Here is a 22,530-nt window from a genome sequence, read left to right as displayed (position 1 = left end):
ACTATAGTTAGGATTATAAGCAACCTATTGAAAATCTTGTTTTTTTGCAATCAATCTGATCAAATTTAAGAATAGTAATTTGTTATTTATATTAATAAATTTAATTCTATTGAAAATAGCTAAAGCATTGAAATTCTTGAATTTTAGCCAGATTAGTGAGTGGTAGTGAAATTTCTTTTACTCAAATTTAGGTATTCACTGACCGTTCTTGTTATAAATACCAGAATAATAAGCTACTGATATTCCCTATCTTTTTTATCTTTAATCCATCATAGCTAGCGATGCAACAAAGCCATCCCAGTGTCAAGCACTGGGATGACAAGGTATAAACCTTATCGTCATACCGCCACGAACCGTCATACCGCGATTCATTCGCGGTATCTCTAGATCCCGCTAACACGTAGCGGGATGACGATTGTCGTTTAGCCATAAACATTAAGAAATCTACCAAATAAAAAAAAAGGCAAAAGAAGCCCCGTGGTAGTTGGCTATTTACCATGTACTAAAATATCGGCGTTTTTTTTGACCTTACCCAGAAAAAGTGGAGAGAAAGTTTGGAATGTTTTTCACAAAGAGAATGATGAATCAAAATGCTCAGGAATGCAATAGTTAATAGTGACGTTGTTTGTTATAAAAAATTTCTATATATTCAAATATAGCAGTTTTGATATGCTGTTTAGAGTGCCGAGAGGTGTCTATTGGTAACTCCCTTTTTAGAGAACTGAAGAAGCTTTCCACAACAGAATTGTCGTAACAACGACCTTTATGACTCATCTATGTTTTTTATGGATAAGAGATATTGATAACCTTGCAAAGTATATTGTGAACCTTGATCACTATGTAATAGTAGATTTTTGGCAGGTTTACGCTTGTTAACGGCCATTAATAAAGGGTCCATAACCTATTGTTTATTTATTGAACTGCTCATTAACTACCATGCGTGAATATAGATCGATTATTGTTGCCAAATATAGCCATCCTTCTTTGGTTTTTATATAAATAATCCCATACTTTATTTGGTTGATCGACAATAAAGTTTTGGTCTAATATATTGGGAGCTACTGTCCGTTTGTTGTTTCTTAATTTTAAATTTTCTTCTCAATATAGCCTGAATACCATTTTTCTGCATAATACTTTGCACTGTTTTTAAGTTGCAACTTTTACCCAAAGCCTTTAATTCAGCATGAATTTTAGGAGCTCCATATCTACATTTAGAAGCTTGATATATTTTTTGAATATCTGCTAATAACTCTTTATTTGCTGATTCTCTACTGCTTATTTTCCTTGTAGTCCACTTATAGTAGCCACTAGCAGAAAACCCTACATAATTCCTGCACTTTATAGTGTTTACTATGCTCTTTTATGAAAAAATATTTTACTCTTTTTGACTGGCCAGGGCTTTTTTTAAAATGTCTCTTTCTCTTGTTACTTTTGCTAACTCTTTCTGTAAATCAAATCTCTCTTTGTCATAAGGTGCTACATCTGGAAATGCATTTGCCGCTGACTTTTTTTCGTTATATTTCTTCATCCATTTTCCTAATACACTATCCCTTATTCCTAGATCTCTTGCTACTTTTGCAACTGGTTGACCTACCTTTCTTTGTTCATTTGCCAGCTTAACAGCTTCCAATTTGAATTCTGCCGTATATTCTCTTGCCATTTCTAATCCTCCAAAATTTTATTTTACTCGAAAAAACTCCTTTCTTTCTCTCCACTTTTTCTGGGTAAGGTCAAGAAGCCTATTGTCTAATTATGTACCTAAATTTTATTACGGCACTTTCACTACTACTTTAACGAGTGAGCTACCTTTCTATAAAAGACCTATCGACTGTTGCAATTATAGGCGTAAACAAGAATGATAAAAGAGTACGAGATTGAGTAACTATGTACACTTCTGCTGGCATACCAGGGTATAGGTATACGTTTTTAAACTGAGCAAGCTCTGGTTTTGGTATCACTACACGTACTGAATAATAACGCCCTAGCCTTGGATCATCAAGGGCATCGGGAGAAATATTGCTTACTATACCATTAATTAAACTTAAACGACGTGCACTGTAAGCACTTAAACGAACTTTAACCTTTAGCCCTTCTAGCCCATCAATAGAGACTATATTGCTATCTTTCTTTTGTGCTGACAGTATCTCTTCTATGTTTCTGGTCTGAATTTTAGCATCTATTATTAGGTCATCATCCGATGGCACTACGCTCATGATCGGAACTCCAGATTGTATAACACCACCTTCAGTATGGTATCTTATATCTGTGACTATCCCATCTTGAGGCGATTTAATTATTGTACGTGCTAATGAATCTTCAGCAACCATCAGTCTCTCTTTCAAGTCTGCAATAGACGTACTAACTTCCTTAAGTTCAGCGTTTGCTCTTTCTTGAGAATCATTTCTCACGTTTATAATTTCTAATTCGTTCTCTCCAATTTTTTGCTGCACTTGAGATATTGCAGAACGGTAATGTCCAACTCTGCCTTCAATTTCAGCAAACTGCTTTTCTAAAGCTAAAATGTGTGGTTTGCTTATATGGCCACTATCAAGTAATTGTCTTTTTGTTTCCAACTCCTCAGTTATCAAGTCATATTGCTTATGAGCTGCATTTAGTTGAAAGTTTAGCCCCGCTAATTCATCATTTAACTGCTTTATACGTTGTTGCAGTATGTCTGTTTTTCCCAATATGCTCTTTCTCTGAGAGTTGAACAACTTTACTTGATTCTTTATCGCTTTATTTACAAGTTCATCGTGAGATAATTTTTTAACCTCATCAGGAAACTCGAGCGTGTCCAAATCTACTCTGATTGCAAGAAGCCTTGCTTCTGTTGCTAAAAATGATAAGAGCTTCTCTTTGATGATACTTAAATTCGCCTTCTCGTTAACATCACTCAACAAAACTAGAGGCTCATCTTTTTTAACTGCTTGACCCTCTTTTACTAAAATTTTGCTTATTATTCCTCCGCCCAAGTGTTGAACTATTTTTCTATTTGAAGATACAATAACTTCTCCACTTGCATGCACCGCACCGTCAATTGGAGCTATAGCCGACCAAATACCACCTATCCCAAAAAAGATGAGTATTACTACCAGACCAAAAAATAGTGGTCCCCATGTTACTTTCAGGACTTCATTTACGTTATTACTTTCGCGTTTTAAAATAAAATTTATCACTGCATCAATCAATGCAAACGTCTTATCCAAAAATTTTGGGTACTTCTTCTTTTTATTTTTTACTCCTTGCATATTTATATTATCACCATGGCCAATCAAGCCTGTCAAAGAAAATCCAGCGCTAAGCTTTTTTAACTTACTTATCATAATACTACTGTGAATTTGTGTTAACTCAAGATAACACACAAAAACAAAGAATCTATAATTTAAGCATTCCATTTAGACTGTAGAGCACCAGAATAAACTATTTAGTAACAATTCCTGCATCAACTATGTTTTTAAAATTTTTTGACGTTTAACTTTATTATAACTTTTTCTTTACTTTGTGAATATCTGAGTTACTTATATTATGTAAGAAATCTATTGCCAACTAGTCAATATTCTGTTAGGAATTAAGATAATATAAAGTTATTATGCTTAAATTGGAAAGCAGAAAGTTCCTGATTACTGGCGCATCAGGCGGAATAGGGCAAGCAATTGTAAAAATTATGCACAAAGCCGGAGCAACTTTATGTATTTCTGGCACAAAAAAAGAAGTGCTCGAAGAAGTTGCTAAACAATATGAAAAAAATATGCACGTACTCCCTTGTGATTTATCAAATGCTGAGGAAGTAAATCAACTAGTAAACAGAGCAAGTGAGTTGATGGAAGGCTTTGACGGGCTTGTATGCAACGCGGGCATTACGCAAGACAGTTTATTATTGAGAATGACAGATGAAGCATGGCAAAAAGTAATTGATATTAACTTGAGCTCTATATTTAAGCTGAGTAGAGAAGCATGCAGGAAACTAATTAAGAATAATTGGGGAAGAATTATAAATATTTCCTCAATAATAGGGCTAACAGGAAACGCCGGGCAAGCAAATTATGCAGCGTCTAAAGCTGGAATAATAGCCATGAGCAAATCTATAGCAAAAGAAGTTGCAAGTCGTAATATAACAGTAAATTGTATTGCTCCTGGGTTTATAGATACTAAAATGACTGAAGTTTTAAATGAAGGACAAAAGGGAAAAATATTAGATAATATTCCAATGAAAAGAATGGGAACAGGGGAAGAAATAGCAGCAGGGGTCTTGTTTTTAGCAAGTGATGAAGCAAAATATATAACAGGGCATGTGCTCAATATTAATGGTGGGTTATTTATGTAGCAACACTTATGTATGGACAAATTATAATTTTTACTTTAAAATAGAAAATGTGTAGGTTTAGGTTTACGTTAATTTATTACTTAGAGGCAAAAAAATGAGCTCTGTAATAGGATTTTTTGGTGTCTTGTGTGTAGTATTGCTTTCCTCTTTCTCAGGTTACGCAGCTATCACTGGTCCTGATATGGATGATACAACACAAGTAATATGTAATATTATTGGTTATGTTTGGGGGATAGGCGGTCCACTTATGACGGTAGTAATAATTGGTGCAGCTTTGCTTGCAATATTTGGCAGGATGCCGTGGCCAGCCCTCTTTGCTCTAGGCGTGTTTTGTGCTGTATTTTTTGGCGCTAAGACGATTATAATAAAAGTTATGCCCAATGTAAGCGATGAAGCAAAAGCTATGTTGGAAAAGTGTGGAAAGAAATAACCCATAAAAGTACAGAAATGCTGTATCCGTTCAGGAGAGTGGTTTAAGAAACAATAGATAGGAGATTTTGGAAAGGATTGAGACCCCTTTGTTTCCAAATTAAGTATAATGAAATTATCCGCTCAAGGAATGTATTTCCCCGCTTTGATTGTGTAAAATATGAGTTTTTGCGATAAACGACATAATGCCGAATTTGCCGTTCAGCGTGGTTATTTGTCAGCGGAATATTTTCTGGGTCATCTAAAAATTTCCACATCATTCTTTCAGATCTTAGAACATTTTTTGCAACTCGAGAGGCTCCAATTGCTTCAGGTAAACGAGATATCTCCTTCAAGTAATACTTTGTACGTTTTCTTAATTTTCTGGCACGTCTGACAAACCTCAAAACATCTATCTCACTTTTTAGTAAAGCTTTTTTTAGTGCAAATAATTCAGTGGCCACGTTTCTCAAGTAACAACCCAGAACTTTAACTTCAATATTCCAACTATGTGCTAATCTTTCAAAATCTCTTGATAAATGTGCCCAACAGATTTGCCTGTTTTTATCGGCAAAATAATTGTATGCTGCATACCTGTCAGTTATTACCAAGCTATTGCGATTGCAGAATTTACTATTTTGTAAAACTTTCATTCCTCTTGACTCTGTAAATTTTACAAAACTTGCCGTATTGCTTGCAAACATCCAACACCAAGCGAGTTTACCTTTGTTATAATGGCTCGTTTCATCAATATGTAGAACTTTACTCCTACTTATCTCTTGTTCGATCTGCTCATACATTTTTTTGCATTTTGAAGCAACTCTATGTTCACTACTTGATATGCTACCGACGCTTATGTTCAAATTGAAGATATCATTTACGACACTCGCTATTTCGCGTTTTGAATTTTTGTAGAATCCGCTGAACGCTGCAATTATTGACTTAACCCTTGGACCAAATGTATTTGGCGTAACACCTTCCGGTAACTTGCTACTTCTTCTCTTTCCGCATCTCCGACAACGGCCATGTTCTAACTGATATTCCACTACATAAGGCTTGATTTCTGGAAGATCAACTTTCTGATGAATATATGGTTTTTCACATATTGCAATTTCTCCTCCGCATTCGCAAGTATTAGGCAACTCTATCTTTACTACTTTATCTGCATCCATGTTGGCGCGAAAACTTCCTTTATGACCAACCTGACCGCCAATATTCCTTTCGCTTTTCGGCTTATTCTTTTTTATTTTATACAACTCTTTGGAACTTGGTATTGATGAATTTTTTGAGCTTAAACCGAGTCTTTCTCTTAACTCAGCATTTTCTATCTTTAAAGCCTTATTTTCTGCTTTTAAACTTTCATTCTCTTTTTCCAATCTTTCTATTTTTGCTTCTAACCTTTCTATTTTTTGCTGTAAATTTTTGCAAAGTTCTAAAAGGTTTACCATATTATTTCACTTTTGCTCTATGATTATCTTTTTAGATCACCTTGTCTACCTTATTCTGCCACTCCGCTTAACGGATACGAAATGCTTTTTTGTTATCCATTAAATCGCTTCATATCTTCAACTTGCAACAAATAAGGGCTATCTTTTGGTAAAGTTTTAACAGCTAGCTCAGCATATTTTGTAAATTGCTTTAAATCACCTTCAATACAAGCCTTTTTTGTCAAGGCAAAATAATGCATTGCCGTATCAGCTTCACATTTATATGCAATGCTTAAATACTTCCAGACAAAAGCGTTATTTGGTTCTATATTCAAAATCTGCCCCAGGTAAAAAATCGCCTTTTTTGCATCACCGTGTAATAATAAAGTATGAGATAATGCAAGTTTCACTAAATAACTGTTTTTCTCAGATAAATACCTAAGCGATTCCTCATACATTTTTATTGCTTCACTTAAATTTCCGGCCTTGTATAGCATTTCTGCTTTTAATTCATATAGGTATGGGTCATTGCGTGACTCTTGAATCAATGAATTAACTTTAGCAATAGCCTCTTCTATCTTTCCTTGCCTATAGCAAACTATAGCATTTACATACTCAGAATTATTTTCATATTTATTAGATAACACATGAATAGGAGCAAAGAAAGAGTCTAGCTTGGCAACCACACGCTCAAACTTTAGTAACTTATCCGCAAAAATTGGTTTTACGTTGTTTTTAACCTTATAATTTTGTACAGCAAATATACGTTTCTCACTAAGTGGGTGAGTGCGGAAATATTCCTCGGTGTTCTCATGCTCAATACTTTTAAAATAATCAAAAATCTCTTTCATACCTGAATTATCATAGCCAGATTCATCAAGATACCTTAAAGCATAGCTATCTGCTACACTTTCTTGCTCTTGAGAATAGTTAAAAAATAGCCTTGAACTAAACGCTACACCACTAAGCAAAATTGCACCAGCAACCTGAGGGTTAATGATAATACTAGAAACTAATCCTACCATATAACTAATCATTGCTATCGATTGAAAATAACCCATAGCACTACTCATTTGCAATATATGACCAGCAGATATGTGAGCAATCTCATGTGCTAATATACCAAGCAGGACATAAGGTTTAGCCGAATATTGTAAAAGTCCTAAATGAATGAAAATACTGTTATTGTTAATTACAAAAGCATTAATCGAATTGTCATTAATTATAAAAACTTTTATTTGCTCATGATCAATATCCGCAGCAGAAAATAAAGGTTGCGCTAGCTCTTTCACTATTGCTTCCACTTCACTATCTCTAATAATGTTAATAGAGTAAGCATTATTATAATATGCAAAAAAGAACAATAAGGTCAAAAACTTAGCAACTCTAAACATGAAAATTCTGTGCTTGTATAATTTATAGAAATTCTATATTTTAACACTTAAATTATACAAATTTATAAACGCTAGTTTAAATTTTTAACGTAACTGATAAGTTTGTCGATGGTAGTTAACTTAATTTTATGTTGTTCAGCAAATTTAAGTAACTGAGGTAAGCGCATCATAGAGCCATCATCATTCACTAATTCACAAATAACTGCTGAATGATCAAACCCTACTAACTTCGCCATTTCAACACTCGCTTCAGTATGACCAGCACGTTGTGCCACCCCACCTTTATGTGCAATTACAGGAAAAACATGACCTGGAGTTATGATGTCATCCTGAGTACCATCCTTGTTGATAGCAGCATGTATAGTTTTCGTTCTATCCTCTGCTGAAACACCGGTTGTAATGCCATAACGCGCATCAATTGATGTAGTAAATGCGGTATGATTTTCACCAATATTTTTCTTTTCCATGAAATTAAGGCCCAACCTTTTCATGTGAAATTTAGTCATTGCTAAGCAAACAACCCCTGTACCGTACCTAACCATAAAAGCCATATGTTCCGGCTTTATTTTCTCAGCTAAGACAATCAAATCGCCTTCATTTTCTCTATTTTCATCATCAACTAAAATGAATAATTTACCGGAACGAGCATCCTCTAATACATCTTCCACAGAAGAAATACCTGGTAGACTCATTGAAGCATAAGTGGCCTGTACCATAATAATTTACTTAAATTCAATCTTAACTATTTTATACAATTTCTCTCCATTTGGCACTGTCACTTCCACATATTCGCCGACTTTTTTGCCGATTAAGGCACTCCCAAGTGGTGAACTAGTAGATATTAACTGCTTTGAAACATCAGCTTCATATTCGCCTACAACCTTATAAACATATTCCACTTCACCGTTATTATCACTTAACATGCTTAATGTCACAGTTGCACCAAACATTACTGAATCACCAGACAAATTTTTTACTTCTATTACTTCCGCATGTGAGAGCTTACTTTCTATCTCCATTATACGGCCTTCAATAAAACCTAACCTTTCCCGTGCTGCATGATACTCTGCGTTTTCAGACAAATCACCTTGATCACGAGCATCAGAAATAGCCTGTATCACAGAAGGTTTTTCTTCCTTTAATTTTTCAAGTTCGGCTTGCATATTCTCAAAACCTTCACTCGTTATAGGAAATTTATTAATAATGGATGAAGCCATAATCACCACCTAAACGCAATTAAATTGAGTAACGAAATTACTCACAATGTTAAAAATATCACCTTTTATATCATCACTCATGTCATTTGACAACTTTTTTAAAACCCCAGGATGCACAGTATGAAAATAATTAATAAGATCATGTTCAAATTTATTAATGTAACTTATTTGTATTTTACTTAACTGATTATATAGGTTAGAAAAAATATACATCAGCACTACTTGTTCTTCTATTGACATAGGTAAATGTTGTTTTTGCTTTAATAACTCGACAAGATATTTACCCTTATTCAAGGATAATTGAACACTAGCATCAAGATCAGAACCAAATTTTGCGAAATCTTCTAATTCTCTATACTGAGCTAAGCTTAGCTTTATAGAACCAGCAACTTTCTTCACAGACTTTAGTTGTGCAGCAGAACCAACCCGTGAAACTGACAAACCTATATTTACTGCAGGTCGAAATCCTTTATAAAATAATTCAGACTCAAGAAAGATCTGCCCATCGGTAATTGAAATAACATTTGTTGGCACATATGCAGATACATCACCAGCTTGAGTTTCGACAATTGGCAAAGCAGTTAAAGAACCCTGCCCTTTTTTATCAGACATTTTAGCAGCTCTTTCAAGCAAGCGAGAATGTACATAGAATATATCTCCAGGGTAAGCTTCACGACCAGGAGGACGTCTGAGCAATAAAGACATCTGCCTATATGCCACAGCATGCTTAGATAAATCATCATATATAATCAAACAATGCATTCCATTGTCACGGAAAAATTCCCCAATAGTGCAACCAGCATAAGGTGCTAAAAATTGCATAGGCGCGCAGTCAGATGCACTAGCCACAACTACAGTTGTATACTCTAATGCTCCGCTTTCTTTCAGCTTATTTACCACTTTTGCTACTGTTGAAATTTTTTGCCCAATAGCAACATAAACACAGTAAACTTTTTGATTTTCGTTTACCTCATCGTTAATCTTCTTCTGATTGATAATAGTATCAAGCGCAATAGTAGTTTTACCAATTTGTCTATCACCAATAATTAATTCACGCTGCCCTCTACCTATTGGAATTAGCAAATCTATAATTTTAATTCCTGTTTGCAGTGGCTCATGCACAGACTTACGATCAATAATGCCTGGCGCTTTAGATTCTATATCCATTCTGTTTTTGGCTCTAATTTCCCCACCGTCGTCCATAGGATGGCCCAACGCATTTACAACTCTCCCTAACAATTCATGCCCTACAGGCACCTGCACAACATCACCACTACATTTTACAACGTCCCCTTCTTTCACATCACGGTCATTACCAAGCACAACTATTCCAGCCGTATCATGATCTAAATCGAGAACTATTCCTTCTACACCACTTGCAAAAAATACCTTTTCACCGAATTTTGCTTTTTCCAGCCCATAAACCAATGCGATACCATCTGTTACTGAAATTACTTCACCTATATTTTCCCGCTTTATAGGATTATCAAACGTCTCAACCTTTTCTCTTATTATACTTGCTATCTCAGAAACATTCATACTGTTCTTCATACAAAATTCCTTACTTTTAATATTTCCATTTTACTTAAGTCAACTAACCTATCCAAGTAACTTTTTAGCGAAGCATCGATCAAATTAAAACCATACCTAACTACGAAGCCACCTAGTATAGAAGGGTCAACCACATTGCTTACTTTTATTATTTTACCAAGAAAGCTCAAAGATTCAGTAATTATTTTTATATCAGATTCCTTTAAAGTTTCTGCTGACTTTATAGTAATTTCGAATTCATTTTCATTTTCTCTTGCAAGACTTAAGAATTTTTCTAATATAAGGATCAATAAACTAGAGCGTTTATTTGCAAATATAACCATAATAAATTTTACTAAATTCTCACTCAAGTGCTCATTTATAGAAAGCGTCACTTCTTTTTTGTGTGCAAAAGAAATCATAGGATGAGATAGGTACACAAAAACATCACGTTGATCCTTAAAAAAAGCCAACAAAAATTCTACTTCTTTCCTTATAATACCTAACCTGCTTCCTGAGACATGAAATAGCACTCTAGCGTAAGATGAAACTAAATTATTGTATTGGGTCTTTTTCATATTAAATCCAGTAAATCTAAATTAATTCAGCTACAAATCTTTCATTCTTCAATCCAAGCATTTTTTATATAAACAGGTCTTCTCTTTAAGGAAAGAAAATATAAATCATATCTGACTGAATAATCTAAAAAACTAAGGTTTTTACTTAAGAAATACTTAGAAGAATTTATAATAGACTGACATTGAAGATGAGATATCGGTATTTCTTTTCCAAGTAAACTTGTTTTAACTTCTATAAAAATCAGCTCCTTTTTTTTAGATACAATCAAGTCAATTTCACCGAACTTACAACGGTAACGGCGTTTTATAACATTATACCATTTCAGTTTTAAATATACTAAAACTAATAACTCGCCAAAGTAACCTACAAAGTAGCGTAACCTACTTACCACAAGAAGAACAATTATGATAACAATTAACTTTGTGTAACTACTTTGCCTCCTTCTTTATTTTTACTATAAACCTTACCTCTTGCTGCAATATCCCTATCAACCAGTTCTATCACTGCCATTGAAGCGCAATCACCCTTTCGAGTGCTAAATTTTATTATTCTAGAATACCCACCTTTACGATCTTGATAACGGCTGGCTAAGACGTTTAATAACTTATCAACTGCTAACTTACTATTATGAAGGCGTGAAAGCAAAAGTCTTCTACCATGTAAAGTATTCTTATTCTTAGCAATTGTAATAAACTTTTCGACATATGGACGAAGTTCCTTAGCTTTTGGTAAAGTAGTCACAATCTGCTCATGGTTAATTAATGAGATAGATAGATTCTTTAACGTCGATAATCTATGTTCAGTACAACGAGATAGTTTACGTTTTTTTATTCCATGTTTCATATATCACCTAATCTTCATCAGTATGTTGTTTAGCCAACTCATCTATATCCTTAGGTGGCCAGTTTAGCACATTCATACCCAAAGACAAGCCAAAATTAGTCAAAACTGCCTTAATCTCATTCAAAGACTTTCTGCCAAAATTAGCAGTTCTTAACATTTCACCTTCTGTCTTTTGCACAAGATCACCTATATAAGTGATGTTTTCGTTTTTCAGACAGTTATGAGACCTGACAGATAATTCCATTTCATCTACCTTACGCAATAAGACAGGGTCATAACCCAAATCTTTAGCACCACTAGACGAAGAAACCTGCGATTTTTTATAACTTACATCAGAACTAATAAAGGGCTGAAGTTGCTCCTGTAATATTCTTGCAGCAGAGTCAACAGCTTGACTCGGAGAAATTGTACCATCAGTTTCAATTGACAATATCAGCTTATCCTTATCAGTCACTTGGCCAACACGACTGTTCTCTACCCTGTACGAAACCCTGTTGACAGGGCTATACAAAGCATTAACTGGAATAAAACCAATTAAATCCTGTTCACTCATAAGCTTCAAAAGTTCGTTTTCTTTATACTTAATTACAGGAAGATAACCTTTTCCGCTAGCCACATATATGGTCATGTTAAGCTCTACATTTTGCCCCAGCGTACATATTAATAAATCCTTATTCACAATAGAGCATTGATCATCAGTTTCTATCATCCCAGCTAATACCTGGCAAGGCCCTTTAGCGTTTAAATTTAAGCATTTATTAGAAGCACCATTTAATTTACACCTCAACATACCCATATTTAATACTATATCAGTTACGTCTTCTCTCACCCCTTGAATTGAAGTGAACTCATGAGTTACACCTTCAATTTTTATTCCATAAACAGCACTACCTTTAAGAGAAGATAACATTACACGTCTTAATGCATTACCTAATGTTAAAGCAAAACCACTTTCCAACGGTTCTAGCACTATATCACTTTTTTCACTTGAATCATCTGATATTACCTTAACTGAACTAGGTTTAATCAATTTATCTAAATTGCTACAGAGAGAAACATCATTATTATAATACATAAAACAACCTTTTCAAATATCCTATACTCTTCTTTTTTTTCTTAACCTGCACCCATTATGAGGAATTGCGGTTTTATCTGCAATTGAAGTCACAGTCAACCCACAGCTCTGAAGTGCTTTAACCGCAGCTTCGGTACCAAAGCCAGGACCGCGAATTATTACAGAGACAACCTTCATACCAAATCTCTCCATTGCGTTCTTCGCAGCAGACTCCGCAGCCTTACCTGCAGCATAAGGTGTGGATTTTCTCGAACCTGAAAAACCACATGCACCCACAGAAGTTTGACATAGCGTATTACCATGAACATCAGTTACATTTACAAAAGTATTATTAAAAGTTGCACGAATATGGACAACACCAGTAATAAACTCCTTCTTACTCTTACTAACCGTTTTGACTTTTTTCATTAAAACTCACAATAATAATAAATTTTATTTTTTCCCAGCAATAGGCAACCGAGATCTACCTTTACGAGTCTTAGCATTAGTATGAGTCCTTTGCCCTCTCACAGGTAAACCTTTTCTATGTCTCACCCCTCTATAGCATCCCATTTCCACTAAAGATTTTATGTTCATAGCCACTTCTTTTCTGAGCTCACCTTCTATAACATAATTTTGTCTAATGAAACCGCTGATCTTTTCTATATCTTCATCTCGTAATTCTGAAACACGTTTGCGCTTATCAACTTCGCAAGCGTGACAAATTACATTCGCAGTAGCAATACCTATACCATATATATAAGTTAATGCAAAAGGAACACATTTCCTCACTGGAATATTTATGCCTGCAATACGTGCCACTGGTACCTCGATACTTTATTAATAACAACTCTTAATTTATACCATAAAACAACTCAGAGTCAAACCAAATTACAAGAAATTTTACTTTCAATCTCTTGCGTTACCTCATCAACACTCAAATTAGCGTCAATTGTTAATAATTTGCCTTTATAATACTCGCGTAAACCTTTCATTTGAAGGTGATATTCACTTATTCTCTTATTAATTGCAGACATATCAGCATCATCAATTCTTTTCTCTAACCTCGTACTTTTACATTTAGCACAAGTAGTACTCTTAAAAGAAGATACACTATATATGCTTTTACAGTCCAAACACGCGAGACGATTTTTTAACCTATCGATTGCAATATTATCGTCAAGCTGCAGCTCAACTACAATGTCAACATCCCTATTATATTTTTCTTGCAAAACTTGAGTCAAAAAATGAGCCTGGTTTAAATTTCTCGGAAAACCATCTAATAAGCAATTATCATCCACTAATGCAATCTGGTCACGTAATAATCCACATATAATTTCATCTTGAATTAAATTACCAGATTCCACGGTACCCTTTATTTTTTTACCTAACTCACTACTGCTAGATATAATATTCCTTAATAAATCCCCTACTGAAATTAATTTTAAATTATATTTTGCTATTAACAAGCTTGACTGAGTACCTTTACCAGAACCTGGAGGACCAAAAATCGTAATGATCATCTTACTTTCCTCGTTTTAGACTCATATTTCTTTATCCAGTTGTCGTACCTATTTGAAAAAATATAAGATTGTATTTGCATAACAGTATCAGTAATAACGTTCACTATAATCAGTAAGCTCGTCCCACCAAAAATAAATGGTATATCATAATAATATCTCATAACTTCAGGTACAGTACATATGACTACCAAATACGCAGAGCCAATGAATGTCAACTTAAAAACTATATCTTGAAGGTAATCAGAAGTATGTTTCCCAGGCCTTCTACCAGGTATAAAACCACCATTTTTTTTAAGAAAATCTGCGTTTTCCTCTGGATTAAATATAAAATTGGTATAGAAAAAATTAAAAAATACTATCAGCACCAAATAGGCTACAATATATACTACTTTATTTGCCATAAAGTAATTCAAAATAAAATCAGAAAAAGCGTGCCCCTTATAGAAATTTGCAATTGAAATAGGTGTCAATAAAATTGCATTAGCAAAAATGGTTGGTACTACACCAGATAAATTAATCTTCAATGGAATATAAGTAAAATCGTCATTATGTAATCTTTTAAATTGCTTTTTAGGATGTTGAACAATAACCTTTCTATAAGAAGACTCTACAAAAATGACTAAGAGTAGCAGCAAAAAAAACAATACCAAAACAAAAAGGATAATAAATAACGATACGCTACCGTTTTTATTTAACGTTAACAAAGATGACAAAGCGCTGTGTAACTCTGATATTATACCCGTGAAAATGATTAATGAGATACCATTGCCTATACCGCTAGCGCTGATTCGTTCACCAAGCCATATTAAAAGCATAGTTCCACCTAAAAGGCTGAAAACACCTATTGTACGAAACATAACACTAGGTTCGATTACAACCAATACCCCTTCCCTATTCATCCCTTCCAACCCAACCAAAATTGGAATTGATTGAAATACACAAATTACTATGGTCAGATAGCGTATATAAGAATTCATCTTTCTACGGCCTGACTCTCCATCATTCTTAACTTCCTTCATTCCTTTAATCGCAGAAGAAAGTAACTGAATAATGATAGAAGCCATTATATATGGCATAACGTTCAATGCTAGAATTGTCATTCTAGCCAATGCACCACCAGAAAATAAATTAAATACTCCAAAAACGCCTGAGCCATCTTTGGGAAATATATCATTAATTACATCAAGATTAATTCCAGGAATAGGCACATAAGTACCCAAGCGATAGCAAATTAAAGCTATTAGCGTAAAAAATATACGCTTTAATAAATCGCCTTTATATAACAACGTAGGATCCAAGCTATTAAATGCTGATTTATTGCCCATGACTTACGATAGTATTTCCACACTACCACCAACTGAAGCTACAGATTTTTTTGCAGCTTCTGACGCAAAATCAACATGAAACACAAATTTTTCGCTCAACTTACCTTTATTAAGAAGTTTAATTTTATCCTTAATAGACTTTATAAAACCTAATTTATACAGCCTCTCCTTATCTATAACAGAGTCTTTCACTATTTTTTTAGCTTCCATTAAGCGCTGTATATCGCCAACATTAATTATAGAGTATATGCTCCTACGTATAGGCTTAAAACCTCTTTTAGGCAAACGAGTATATATAGACTGTTGTCCACCCTCAAAACCATTTATAGAAACTCCACTTCTAGCCTTCTGCCCTTTATGCCCTCTACCGGATGTTTTACCTTTACCACAACCGATACCTCTACCCAGCAACTTAGGCTTCTTTTTCTTAGATAATTTAGTAAATATAGAGTTTAATTTTACAGCATTATTCATACTTTACCTGTTTCCAACTATCTCGCTAATCTTTTTGCCTCTTTTGCTTGCTACCTGACGAGGAGATAACATACTATCAAAAGCCTTAAACACCGCACATATAACGTTATGAGGATTATTTGATCTAGTGGATTTAGCTACCACATCCTTTATACCTAACACCTCAAAAACTGATCTAATCGCTCCACCAGCAATAATACCTGTTCCGGCTCTTGCGGTTCTTAAAACTATCTCACCAGAACAAAATTTAGCTTTAATATCATGATGCAAAGTTCTACCTTCACGCAAGTACACTCTAATCATTGATTTCTTTGCAGCATTTACAGCTTTGACTCTTGCTTCAGCAACTTCTGCGTGCTTACCTATTCCACACCCTACCCTACCCTTCTCATCGCCAACAACAACCAAAATTGAAAATGAAAATCTTCTACCACCTTTGGTAACCGTTGTCACTCTTCGTACCGAAACTAAAAGCTCTGATAAATCATTATTATTTTGTAAATTCTTTATAGCCATATTCAAAACCTTCTAAAATTCAAATCCAGAACTTCTTAAAGCCTCAGCAAATTGAGAAACTAATCCTGTGTATTTATACGCTCCACGATCAAACGTAAGCTGCTGCTCTAATTTCATGCCAGACAGACGCTCAACCATTAAAGAAGAAACCTGTTTTATAGTTTCAGCGTTGACTTTCCCTTTACATACATCCTTAATTTTAGCATCCAAAGTAGAAGCTGAAGTGAGAGTTATTCCTTTTACATCATTAATCAACTGGACATAAAAATGCCTATTAGATTTAAATATGGATATGCGTAAACGTTCAGCGCTCTTGTCAAGCTTCGCTCTATTACGTAACTTCCTTTTTTCAGAATTACTTAAAAAATTATACGATCTTTTCATTTTTATTACTTCTTTTTACTTACAACCTTACGCAGCATAAATTTGCCTTTTATTACAACACCCTTACCCTTATAAGGATCATATTTTCTAATTTTGCATATATCAGACGCCACCATATAGACCTTCTGCTTATCCATACCACTAACTACTAAGTGAGTTGGCTTTATGCACTTAATCTCAACATCTTTAGGCACTTTATATTTAACATTATGGCTATAACCAAGATATAAAGTCAAATACTTACCATCACACTCTGCCTTATATCCCACACCGTTAATCTCAAGATTAACAGAAAAACCATCAACCATGCCGTTAATGATATTATTAATATTACTCCTATAAGTGCCCCACATAGGCTTTATTTTATCATAATTATCTTTATCTCGATCAACAGAAAGCAATAGCTGATTATCAATAATCTGACACACAACATCCCTGATCAAGCTAACTTCCTTTTCAGCCTTAGCACTCTTTATTAACATACTACCATTATTGTATTCAACTGAAACACCAGCAGGAATATTGATAGGAGCAGCACCTATACGAGACATGAATTTCTCCTATTATTTAAAACACACGACACAAAACTTCTCCACCAACCTTTAACTTATGTGCATTATAATCAGTCATCACTCCTTTGGGTGTCGATATAATAAAAATACCAAGACCATTATATGCTTTAGAAATGTCCTTATACTTAGAATAACGACGACAACCAGGCTTTGACACCCTAACTATGTCACTAATTACAGGTGACTTCTCATAATACTTCAATTTTACAATGAAAGAAGGTAAATTATCTACAACTTGCTTTTCATAATCAAGGATATACCCTTCCTCTTTTAAAATCTCCAATATAGAAGAATTCATCTTAGAAAACAGTACCCTTGTTGCCCTATGCATTGCCAATTGAGCATTACGTATCCTTGTTAAAAAATCACCAATACTATCAGATAACGCCACAATATACTCCTTATATTATATTTACCAACTAGACTTTGTAACTCCTGGAATTTGCCCAAAAGAACATAAATCACGCAAAACAATTCTACATAAACCAAATTTTCTATATACTCCTCTTGGTCTCCCAGTTAAAGCACACCTATTTCTAATTTTGGTTTTAGAAGAATTTCTAGGCAATTTTTTAATTAATTTATTTTGAGCTGTAAACCTTTCTACAATAGACAAATTCTTATTATTTATTATAGATTTCAATTTTTCTCTTTTTTCTTTATATTGATCGCACAACTTTATTCTGCGAAGATTTCTTTCTATCATAGATTTTTTTGCCATATATTTCTCCTCTCAATTAATCAAAAAAAGGAAATTTAAGAGCCAGTAATAATTCCTTTGCTTCCTTATCACTAACTGCACTTGTTATAATATTAATATCCATACCTCTAATTTTACTTATTTTATCATAGTCTATTTCTAAAAACGAGATATGTTCCTTTATACCAAAGGAAAAATTACCATTACCGTCAAATTGCTTCACACTAAATCCTCTAAAATCTTTTTCCCTTGGCAAAGCAATATATATCAATCTTTCTAAAAACACATACATTTTATCTCTACGCAAAGTTACTTTGCAACCTACTGTAGCACCTTTTCTGATCTTGAAGCCAGAAATAGATTTTTTTGCAAAAGTTGATAAAGGCTTCTGCCCAGCAATCAAATATAGGCTATCAAGTGGTTCATTTATTGCTTTACTATCTGTAGCAGCATCTCCAACGCCCATATTGATACACACCTTGACAAGTTTAGGCACTTGCATTATATTGCCGTAATTAAACTTATCCTTCAAGGACTTTACTATGCTATCTTTATACAATTCTTTAAACATATCAACCTAATCTATCACTTCTCCAGAAACTTTTGCAAAACGCACTTTTCTACCGTCTATAACCTTAAACCCCACTCTAGTTGGAGTTTTATATTTAGGGTCCAATGTTGCAACGTTGGATATATCAATAGCTAACTCTTTATTTAATATACCACCACTACTACCAGCTTTTGGTTTAGTATGTCTCTTATGCACATTCACTCCAGAAACAATTACTTTCTTTTTAGCATCACGTGCTATAACTTTGATTACCTTACCAATTTTTCCCTTATCTTTACCAGTTAAAACTATAACGTCGTCACCACTTTTTATTTTAGCACTCATTATAAAACCTCAACAGCTAATGACATTATCTTCATAAAAGAACCAGATGATAACTTTTTTACCGGACCAAACACCCGAGTGCCAAGTGGTTCACCTTGATCGTTAATCAAAACTACAGCATTGCTAGAAAAACGAATTACAGAACCATCAGATTTTCTAATAGGGCTTTTCACCCTCACCACAACTGCTCTATATACTTTTCCCTTCTCAACTTTCCCTCTTGGAGTAATAGATTTAGTAGATACAATAACTGTGTCACCTATAGATGCAGACTTTCTACCACCCAATAAACCAATACAAAGCACTGCACGCGCGCCAGAATTATCAGCTACTTCCAACAATGTATTTTTTTGAATCATATAAATATCCTATTCAATGTGAGCTATTAACAATAACCCATTTTTTAGTAGTAGAAATAGGCTTGTGTTCTTGTATTAAAACCTTGTCCCCTTCTTTACAACTATTATTCTCATCATGTGCTGTATACTTCTTGTATTTTCTTATAACCTTTTTATACAGCTCATCCTTATACACTTGTAATACCGAAACCTTTACAGTCTTATCACACTTAGCCTTAGTTACAGTACCACAAAAAACCTTTTTAGGCATTCTTTTCCTCTCTTCTTCTTTTATTTAATGTAGTTAAAATACGAGCTATGCTCTTTCTTATTAAGCTAAAACGCGAAATATTGTTGCACTGGCCCAGCTTCTTTTGAAAAACCAAATTAACAAACTCTTTTCTCAAATTCACAAGAATTTCATGCAATTCTTGCGAGGACCTCGATTCAATGTCAGCTATATCCATTGCAACTCCATTTAATTATGATTAGATACAAATTTACACTTCATAGGAAGCTTAGCAGTTGCCTTTTCAAGCGCCAATCTTGCTAAATGCATGGGAACATCACTGCTAATTTCAAACAACATTCTACCGGGCTTAGCTTTAAATACCCAAAACTCAACACTACCTTTCCCTTTACCCATACGCACATCCGCCGGCTTTTTACTAACAGGGGTATCAGGAAAAATTCTTATCCACACTTTACCAGAGCGTTTTAATGTTCTAGATATTACACGCCTTGCAGTTTCAATATGCTTAGATTGAATCCTACCTGCCTCCATAGCCTTTAGACCATAATCTCCAAAAGATAATGTGCTACCACCTTTCGTGTTACCCTTAATTCGTCCTTTAAATACTTTTTTATATTTACTTTTTTTAGGAATAAACATTTCAATATACCTAATTAGTTACCAATATAAACCCAGACCTTAACTCCTATGATGCCATATATAGTTTTTGCTTCAGCAAAAGCATAATCTATATTAGCACGTAAAGTATGCAAAGGCAAACGGCCTTCTTTATACCACTCAGTACGAGCTATCTCAGCTCCGCCAAGGCGCCCAGAACAACTTACTTTAATACCTCTAGCACCCATCCTCAAACAACTTTGAATAGCTTTTTTCATCGCTCTTCTAAATGAACCCCTTTTTTCTAACTGCTGTGCAATGCTGTTTGATATTAAAACTGCATCTATTTCAGACCTTTTAACCCCTACTACATTCACTTCCACATTATTTTTTACTTTTTCAGCTATCTTTTGCTTTATCTTCTCAATATCCGAGCCTTTCTTACCTATTATCACTCCAGGTCTAGAAGAATGTATTATTACAGATACCAAATCGATCGTACGCTCTATAATTACTTTAGAAACACCAGCATGCTTAAAAGATTCATTTATATAACTGCGAATAGATAAATCTTGATGCAACCCTTGTTTATAACCCTTCTCAGCATACCAAATAGATGACCAAGTATTAATTATTTTTAACCTAAATCCTTTAGGATTAACGTTTCCCATATTTTTGCACTTTCCTTATTAATTTTCTATTTTTATGAATCATATAATTTCCCCCAATTTTACAGTTATATTACTATAACGTTTACTAACTCTATTAGCTCTACCCATAGCTTTTGGACATACCCTACGCAAAGTAAGAGACTTACCTATTAAAATTTCTTTTATATATAAATTATCGATGTCCAATCCATAATTTTGAGCATTAGCAATCGCAGAATTTAATACCTTCCTTATAAGACCTGCAGCTTTCTTTTCACAAAATCTTAATTGCACAGTGGCAAAAGAAACTTTTTTATTACGTACTAAACCAGCAACCAAATTCAATTTACGAGGAGTTGATTTTAAAACCCTAGAACCAGCTTTAACTATTACATCTCTGTTTTTCATATCAATTACCTTCTTGTCGCCTTTTTATCACCACTATGCCCAGTAAATTTACGAGTGGGTGAAAACTCACCAAACTTATGACCTATCATATTCTGATCATTAACATTCACAGGAATGTAATCCTTACCATTATAAACAGCAAACTTTAAACCTAAACAATTAGGAAGAATTACAGAAGCCCTGGAATGAACTTTTATAGCCATGTTAACAAACCCCTTGTTTAAAGCATTATTCACCGACTTTAATATAGAAGGATGACAAAAAGGAGGTTTCCATGCAGATCTACTCATAAACTAACCTTTCAATTGTTTTATATACTTATCACTAGATTTATTTCTCCTTCGAGTTTTCTTTCCTTTTGTTGCAACACCCCAAGGAGTAACAGGATGACGACCACCAGAGGTTTTTCCTTCCCCGCCTCCATGAGGATGGTCAACCGGATTCATTGCAACTCCACGTACAGTAGGTCTAATCCCAAGCCACCTACTTCTCCCAGCTTTACCCAACTTTCTATTCTTATGGTCAGGGTTAGATACTACACCAATAGTAGCCTTGCAAGAAGATAAAATCAACCTAATTTGACCAGACCTGAGTCGTAATAAAACATATTGGCCATCACGACCAACGATTTGTGCATAACAACCAGCAGCTCTAGCAATCGCAGCACCATTACCTGGCTTCAGCTCAACATTATGAACGAAAGAACCAACAGGTATATGCTTGAGTAGTAAACAATTCCCTGGCAAAATATCAGCATCATTCCCAGCTGTAACAACATCACCTGGCTTCATACCTTGAGGAGCTAATATATAAGACTTAATATCATCTTCCTTATATGATATTAACGCCAAAAACCCACTTCTATTTGGGTCATACTCTATTTTTTCAACTATACCTTGACCACTTCTATTACGCTTAAAATCTATCACTCTATACTTCTTTTTGTGACCACCACCCCTATGACGAGTTGTAATTCTACCATGATTATTTCTTCCACCACTGGACTTTTTACCGAATGTAAGAGACTTTTCTGGCTCATCTTTTGATAAACCAACTTTACTTACTAACACAGTCCCACGAGAAGACGGAGTAACAGGATTAAAAAATTTCATACCCATA

General features: G+C 34.3%; 33 protein-coding genes and 1 pseudogene. 2 read left to right on the top strand and 32 right to left on the bottom strand.

Annotated elements, in window-relative coordinates; all coding sequences use genetic code 11:
• Positions 1–211: 211 nt before the first annotated feature.
• The 3 genes and pseudogenes from LA754_RS01520 to LA754_RS01510 all read right to left on the bottom strand — a co-directional run bounded on the left by LA754_RS01520 (position 212) and on the right by LA754_RS01510 (position 3,323).
• Positions 212–400: a hypothetical protein gene (locus LA754_RS01520; RefSeq protein WP_236514835.1), complete on the bottom strand. Its 189-nt coding sequence runs from the start codon at positions 398–400 to the stop codon at positions 212–214.
• Between the two features lie 166 nt (positions 401–566).
• A pseudogene (locus tag LA754_RS01515) lies at positions 567–1,660 on the bottom strand (IS3 family transposase).
• A gap of 142 nt (positions 1,661–1,802) precedes the next feature.
• Positions 1,803–3,323 carry an HlyD family type I secretion periplasmic adaptor subunit gene (locus LA754_RS01510; protein WP_186809115.1) on the bottom strand — a complete coding sequence of 507 codons (1,521 nt, stop codon included), beginning with the start codon at positions 3,321–3,323 and terminating at the stop codon, positions 1,803–1,805.
• A gap of 266 nt (positions 3,324–3,589) precedes the next feature.
• Here LA754_RS01510 and fabG point away from each other — a divergent pair, with 266 nt between their 5' ends.
• Positions 3,590–4,324, top strand: coding sequence for a 3-oxoacyl-[acyl-carrier-protein] reductase (gene fabG, locus LA754_RS01505; RefSeq protein WP_077188170.1), 735 nt, complete (start codon positions 3,590–3,592; stop codon positions 4,322–4,324).
• Between the two features lie 94 nt (positions 4,325–4,418).
• Complete coding sequence (locus tag LA754_RS01500; protein WP_077190288.1) at positions 4,419–4,754, top strand: TrbC/VirB2 family protein; 336 nt, start codon at positions 4,419–4,421, stop codon at positions 4,752–4,754.
• Between the two features lie 43 nt (positions 4,755–4,797).
• Here LA754_RS01500 and LA754_RS01495 read toward each other — a convergent pair whose 3' ends face one another.
• From LA754_RS01495 to rplB, 29 genes are all read right to left on the bottom strand, one after another.
• Positions 4,798–6,180, bottom strand: a complete 1,383-nt coding sequence (locus tag LA754_RS01495) for an IS66-like element ISWen3 family transposase (protein ID WP_457923662.1) — start codon at positions 6,178–6,180, stop codon at positions 4,798–4,800.
• A gap of 92 nt (positions 6,181–6,272) precedes the next feature.
• On the bottom strand, positions 6,273–7,553 hold the full coding sequence (locus tag LA754_RS01490) for a M48 family metalloprotease (protein WP_077188173.1): 1,281 nt from the start codon (positions 7,551–7,553) through the stop codon (positions 6,273–6,275).
• A gap of 71 nt (positions 7,554–7,624) precedes the next feature.
• Positions 7,625–8,269, bottom strand: coding sequence for a 3,4-dihydroxy-2-butanone-4-phosphate synthase (gene ribB / locus LA754_RS01485; protein WP_007549343.1), 645 nt, complete (start codon positions 8,267–8,269; stop codon positions 7,625–7,627).
• 6 nt (positions 8,270–8,275) lie between these two features.
• Positions 8,276–8,770 (bottom strand): transcription elongation factor GreA, encoded by a 495-nt coding sequence (gene greA, locus LA754_RS01480; RefSeq protein ID WP_077190318.1) that lies wholly within the window; start codon positions 8,768–8,770, stop codon positions 8,276–8,278.
• Positions 8,771–8,779: 9 nt separating this feature from the next.
• Positions 8,780–10,321 (bottom strand): F0F1 ATP synthase subunit alpha, encoded by a 1,542-nt coding sequence (atpA, locus tag LA754_RS01475; RefSeq protein WP_012673176.1) that lies wholly within the window; start codon positions 10,319–10,321, stop codon positions 8,780–8,782.
• Complete coding sequence (gene atpH / locus LA754_RS01470; RefSeq protein WP_077188175.1) at positions 10,318–10,878, bottom strand: ATP synthase F1 subunit delta; 561 nt, start codon at positions 10,876–10,878, stop codon at positions 10,318–10,320. The genes atpA and atpH overlap by 4 nt, the downstream gene beginning before the upstream one ends.
• A gap of 41 nt (positions 10,879–10,919) precedes the next feature.
• Complete coding sequence (locus LA754_RS01465; protein WP_012673177.1) at positions 10,920–11,270, bottom strand: YraN family protein; 351 nt, start codon at positions 11,268–11,270, stop codon at positions 10,920–10,922.
• Between the two features lie 23 nt (positions 11,271–11,293).
• Positions 11,294–11,722: a 50S ribosomal protein L17 gene (gene rplQ / locus LA754_RS01460; RefSeq protein ID WP_007550873.1), complete on the bottom strand. Its 429-nt coding sequence runs from the start codon at positions 11,720–11,722 to the stop codon at positions 11,294–11,296.
• Between the two features lie 7 nt (positions 11,723–11,729).
• Positions 11,730–12,797 (bottom strand): DNA-directed RNA polymerase subunit alpha, encoded by a 1,068-nt coding sequence (locus LA754_RS01455; protein ID WP_077188176.1) that lies wholly within the window; start codon positions 12,795–12,797, stop codon positions 11,730–11,732.
• Between the two features lie 21 nt (positions 12,798–12,818).
• Positions 12,819–13,205: a 30S ribosomal protein S11 gene (rpsK, locus tag LA754_RS01450; protein ID WP_015589137.1), complete on the bottom strand. Its 387-nt coding sequence runs from the start codon at positions 13,203–13,205 to the stop codon at positions 12,819–12,821.
• Between the two features lie 24 nt (positions 13,206–13,229).
• Positions 13,230–13,598 carry a 30S ribosomal protein S13 gene (gene rpsM / locus LA754_RS01445; RefSeq protein WP_010962745.1) on the bottom strand — a complete coding sequence of 123 codons (369 nt, stop codon included), beginning with the start codon at positions 13,596–13,598 and terminating at the stop codon, positions 13,230–13,232.
• Between the two features lie 59 nt (positions 13,599–13,657).
• Complete coding sequence (locus LA754_RS01440; protein ID WP_077188177.1) at positions 13,658–14,299, bottom strand: adenylate kinase family protein; 642 nt, start codon at positions 14,297–14,299, stop codon at positions 13,658–13,660.
• Positions 14,296–15,624: a preprotein translocase subunit SecY gene (gene secY, locus LA754_RS01435; protein WP_077188178.1), complete on the bottom strand. Its 1,329-nt coding sequence runs from the start codon at positions 15,622–15,624 to the stop codon at positions 14,296–14,298. Before secY ends, LA754_RS01440 begins: the two co-directional genes overlap by 4 nt.
• Positions 15,625–15,627: 3 nt before the next feature.
• Complete coding sequence (gene rplO, locus LA754_RS01430; protein ID WP_006279863.1) at positions 15,628–16,098, bottom strand: 50S ribosomal protein L15; 471 nt, start codon at positions 16,096–16,098, stop codon at positions 15,628–15,630.
• A gap of 3 nt (positions 16,099–16,101) precedes the next feature.
• A complete protein-coding gene (gene rpsE, locus LA754_RS01425) occupies positions 16,102–16,614 on the bottom strand; it encodes a 30S ribosomal protein S5 (protein WP_010962748.1) in 513 nt (170 codons plus the stop codon).
• A 12-nt stretch (positions 16,615–16,626) separates the two neighbouring features.
• Positions 16,627–16,998: a 50S ribosomal protein L18 gene (rplR, locus tag LA754_RS01420; protein WP_006279867.1), complete on the bottom strand. Its 372-nt coding sequence runs from the start codon at positions 16,996–16,998 to the stop codon at positions 16,627–16,629.
• Positions 16,999–17,003: 5 nt separating this feature from the next.
• Entirely contained in the window at positions 17,004–17,549 is a 546-nt protein-coding gene (rplF, locus tag LA754_RS01415; protein WP_077190326.1) for a 50S ribosomal protein L6, read from the bottom strand.
• 16 nt (positions 17,550–17,565) lie between these two features.
• Entirely contained in the window at positions 17,566–17,961 is a 396-nt protein-coding gene (gene rpsH, locus LA754_RS01410; protein WP_007551150.1) for a 30S ribosomal protein S8, read from the bottom strand.
• A gap of 21 nt (positions 17,962–17,982) precedes the next feature.
• The gene (gene rpsN, locus LA754_RS01405; protein ID WP_006279345.1) at positions 17,983–18,291 is read right to left on the bottom strand and encodes a 30S ribosomal protein S14; all 309 of its coding nucleotides are present in this window, start codon (positions 18,289–18,291) and stop codon (positions 17,983–17,985) included.
• 16 nt (positions 18,292–18,307) lie between these two features.
• Positions 18,308–18,841: a 50S ribosomal protein L5 gene (gene rplE, locus LA754_RS01400; RefSeq protein WP_006279346.1), complete on the bottom strand. Its 534-nt coding sequence runs from the start codon at positions 18,839–18,841 to the stop codon at positions 18,308–18,310.
• A gap of 6 nt (positions 18,842–18,847) precedes the next feature.
• Entirely contained in the window at positions 18,848–19,165 is a 318-nt protein-coding gene (gene rplX, locus LA754_RS01395) for a 50S ribosomal protein L24 (protein ID WP_006279347.1), read from the bottom strand.
• A complete protein-coding gene (gene rplN / locus LA754_RS01390) occupies positions 19,165–19,524 on the bottom strand; it encodes a 50S ribosomal protein L14 (RefSeq protein WP_006279348.1) in 360 nt (119 codons plus the stop codon). Before rplN ends, rplX begins: the two co-directional genes overlap by 1 nt.
• A gap of 13 nt (positions 19,525–19,537) precedes the next feature.
• Entirely contained in the window at positions 19,538–19,774 is a 237-nt protein-coding gene (rpsQ, locus tag LA754_RS01385; protein ID WP_006279349.1) for a 30S ribosomal protein S17, read from the bottom strand.
• Complete coding sequence (gene rpmC / locus LA754_RS01380) at positions 19,767–19,970, bottom strand: 50S ribosomal protein L29 (protein ID WP_006279350.1); 204 nt, start codon at positions 19,968–19,970, stop codon at positions 19,767–19,769. Before rpmC ends, rpsQ begins: the two co-directional genes overlap by 8 nt.
• Before the next feature lie 11 nt (positions 19,971–19,981).
• Positions 19,982–20,395 (bottom strand): 50S ribosomal protein L16, encoded by a 414-nt coding sequence (gene rplP, locus LA754_RS01375; RefSeq protein ID WP_010962752.1) that lies wholly within the window; start codon positions 20,393–20,395, stop codon positions 19,982–19,984.
• A 14-nt stretch (positions 20,396–20,409) separates the two neighbouring features.
• The gene (gene rpsC, locus LA754_RS01370) at positions 20,410–21,024 is read right to left on the bottom strand and encodes a 30S ribosomal protein S3 (protein WP_264329534.1); all 615 of its coding nucleotides are present in this window, start codon (positions 21,022–21,024) and stop codon (positions 20,410–20,412) included.
• A 39-nt stretch (positions 21,025–21,063) separates the two neighbouring features.
• Positions 21,064–21,411 carry a 50S ribosomal protein L22 gene (gene rplV, locus LA754_RS01365; protein WP_007549821.1) on the bottom strand — a complete coding sequence of 116 codons (348 nt, stop codon included), beginning with the start codon at positions 21,409–21,411 and terminating at the stop codon, positions 21,064–21,066.
• 5 nt (positions 21,412–21,416) lie between these two features.
• Positions 21,417–21,701: a 30S ribosomal protein S19 gene (gene rpsS / locus LA754_RS01360; RefSeq protein WP_006279181.1), complete on the bottom strand. Its 285-nt coding sequence runs from the start codon at positions 21,699–21,701 to the stop codon at positions 21,417–21,419.
• A 3-nt stretch (positions 21,702–21,704) separates the two neighbouring features.
• On the bottom strand, positions 21,705–22,529 hold the full coding sequence (rplB, locus tag LA754_RS01355) for a 50S ribosomal protein L2 (protein WP_077190362.1): 825 nt from the start codon (positions 22,527–22,529) through the stop codon (positions 21,705–21,707).
• Position 22,530 lies beyond the last annotated feature (1 nt).

It is taken from the genome of Wolbachia endosymbiont of Muscidifurax uniraptor (genome assembly GCF_054149795.1).
This window is presented reverse-complemented; position numbering and strand designations above follow the sequence as displayed.

Excerpts from the sequence above, each read along its gene's own strand:
- LA754_RS01495 (WP_457923662.1), bottom strand. The coding sequence starts at position 6,180 with ATGGTAAACCTTTTAGAACTTTGCAAAAATTTACAGCAAAAAATAGAA.
- rplN (WP_006279348.1), bottom strand. The coding sequence starts at position 19,524 with ATGATTCAAAAAAATACATTGTTGGAAGTAGCTGATAATTCTGGCGCG.
- rpmC (WP_006279350.1), bottom strand. The coding sequence starts at position 19,970 with ATGGATATAGCTGACATTGAATCGAGGTCCTCGCAAGAATTGCATGAA.
- secY (WP_077188178.1), bottom strand. The coding sequence starts at position 15,624 with ATGGGCAATAAATCAGCATTTAATAGCTTGGATCCTACGTTGTTATAT.
- rplE (WP_006279346.1), bottom strand. The coding sequence starts at position 18,841 with ATGTTTAAAGAATTGTATAAAGATAGCATAGTAAAGTCCTTGAAGGAT.
- rplR (WP_006279867.1), bottom strand. The coding sequence starts at position 16,998 with ATGAAAAGATCGTATAATTTTTTAAGTAATTCTGAAAAAAGGAAGTTA.
- rpsN (WP_006279345.1), bottom strand. The coding sequence starts at position 18,291 with ATGGCAAAAAAATCTATGATAGAAAGAAATCTTCGCAGAATAAAGTTG.
- rplB (WP_077190362.1), bottom strand. The coding sequence starts at position 22,529 with ATGGGTATGAAATTTTTTAATCCTGTTACTCCGTCTTCTCGTGGGACT.
- LA754_RS01440 (WP_077188177.1), bottom strand. The coding sequence starts at position 14,299 with ATGATCATTACGATTTTTGGTCCTCCAGGTTCTGGTAAAGGTACTCAG.
- LA754_RS01500 (WP_077190288.1), top strand. The coding sequence starts at position 4,419 with ATGAGCTCTGTAATAGGATTTTTTGGTGTCTTGTGTGTAGTATTGCTT.
- greA (WP_077190318.1), bottom strand. The coding sequence starts at position 8,770 with ATGGCTTCATCCATTATTAATAAATTTCCTATAACGAGTGAAGGTTTT.
- LA754_RS01510 (WP_186809115.1), bottom strand. The coding sequence starts at position 3,323 with ATGATAAGTAAGTTAAAAAAGCTTAGCGCTGGATTTTCTTTGACAGGC.
- atpA (WP_012673176.1), bottom strand. The coding sequence starts at position 10,321 with ATGAAGAACAGTATGAATGTTTCTGAGATAGCAAGTATAATAAGAGAA.
- rplF (WP_077190326.1), bottom strand. The coding sequence starts at position 17,549 with ATGTCTCGTATAGGTGCTGCTCCTATCAATATTCCTGCTGGTGTTTCA.
- rpsK (WP_015589137.1), bottom strand. The coding sequence starts at position 13,205 with ATGAAAAAAGTCAAAACGGTTAGTAAGAGTAAGAAGGAGTTTATTACT.
- rplP (WP_010962752.1), bottom strand. The coding sequence starts at position 20,395 with ATGTTTATTCCTAAAAAAAGTAAATATAAAAAAGTATTTAAAGGACGA.
- ribB (WP_007549343.1), bottom strand. The coding sequence starts at position 8,269 with ATGGTACAGGCCACTTATGCTTCAATGAGTCTACCAGGTATTTCTTCT.
- atpH (WP_077188175.1), bottom strand. The coding sequence starts at position 10,878 with ATGAAAAAGACCCAATACAATAATTTAGTTTCATCTTACGCTAGAGTG.
- rplQ (WP_007550873.1), bottom strand. The coding sequence starts at position 11,722 with ATGAAACATGGAATAAAAAAACGTAAACTATCTCGTTGTACTGAACAT.
- rpsC (WP_264329534.1), bottom strand. The coding sequence starts at position 21,024 with ATGGGAAACGTTAATCCTAAAGGATTTAGGTTAAAAATAATTAATACT.
- rplO (WP_006279863.1), bottom strand. The coding sequence starts at position 16,098 with ATGAATAATGCTGTAAAATTAAACTCTATATTTACTAAATTATCTAAG.
- rpsE (WP_010962748.1), bottom strand. The coding sequence starts at position 16,614 with ATGGCTATAAAGAATTTACAAAATAATAATGATTTATCAGAGCTTTTA.
- rpsS (WP_006279181.1), bottom strand. The coding sequence starts at position 21,701 with ATGAGTAGATCTGCATGGAAACCTCCTTTTTGTCATCCTTCTATATTA.
- LA754_RS01455 (WP_077188176.1), bottom strand. The coding sequence starts at position 12,797 with ATGTATTATAATAATGATGTTTCTCTCTGTAGCAATTTAGATAAATTG.
- rplX (WP_006279347.1), bottom strand. The coding sequence starts at position 19,165 with ATGAGTGCTAAAATAAAAAGTGGTGACGACGTTATAGTTTTAACTGGT.
- rpsQ (WP_006279349.1), bottom strand. The coding sequence starts at position 19,774 with ATGCCTAAAAAGGTTTTTTGTGGTACTGTAACTAAGGCTAAGTGTGAT.
- LA754_RS01490 (WP_077188173.1), bottom strand. The coding sequence starts at position 7,553 with ATGTTTAGAGTTGCTAAGTTTTTGACCTTATTGTTCTTTTTTGCATAT.
- rplV (WP_007549821.1), bottom strand. The coding sequence starts at position 21,411 with ATGAAAAACAGAGATGTAATAGTTAAAGCTGGTTCTAGGGTTTTAAAA.
- fabG (WP_077188170.1), top strand. The coding sequence starts at position 3,590 with ATGCTTAAATTGGAAAGCAGAAAGTTCCTGATTACTGGCGCATCAGGC.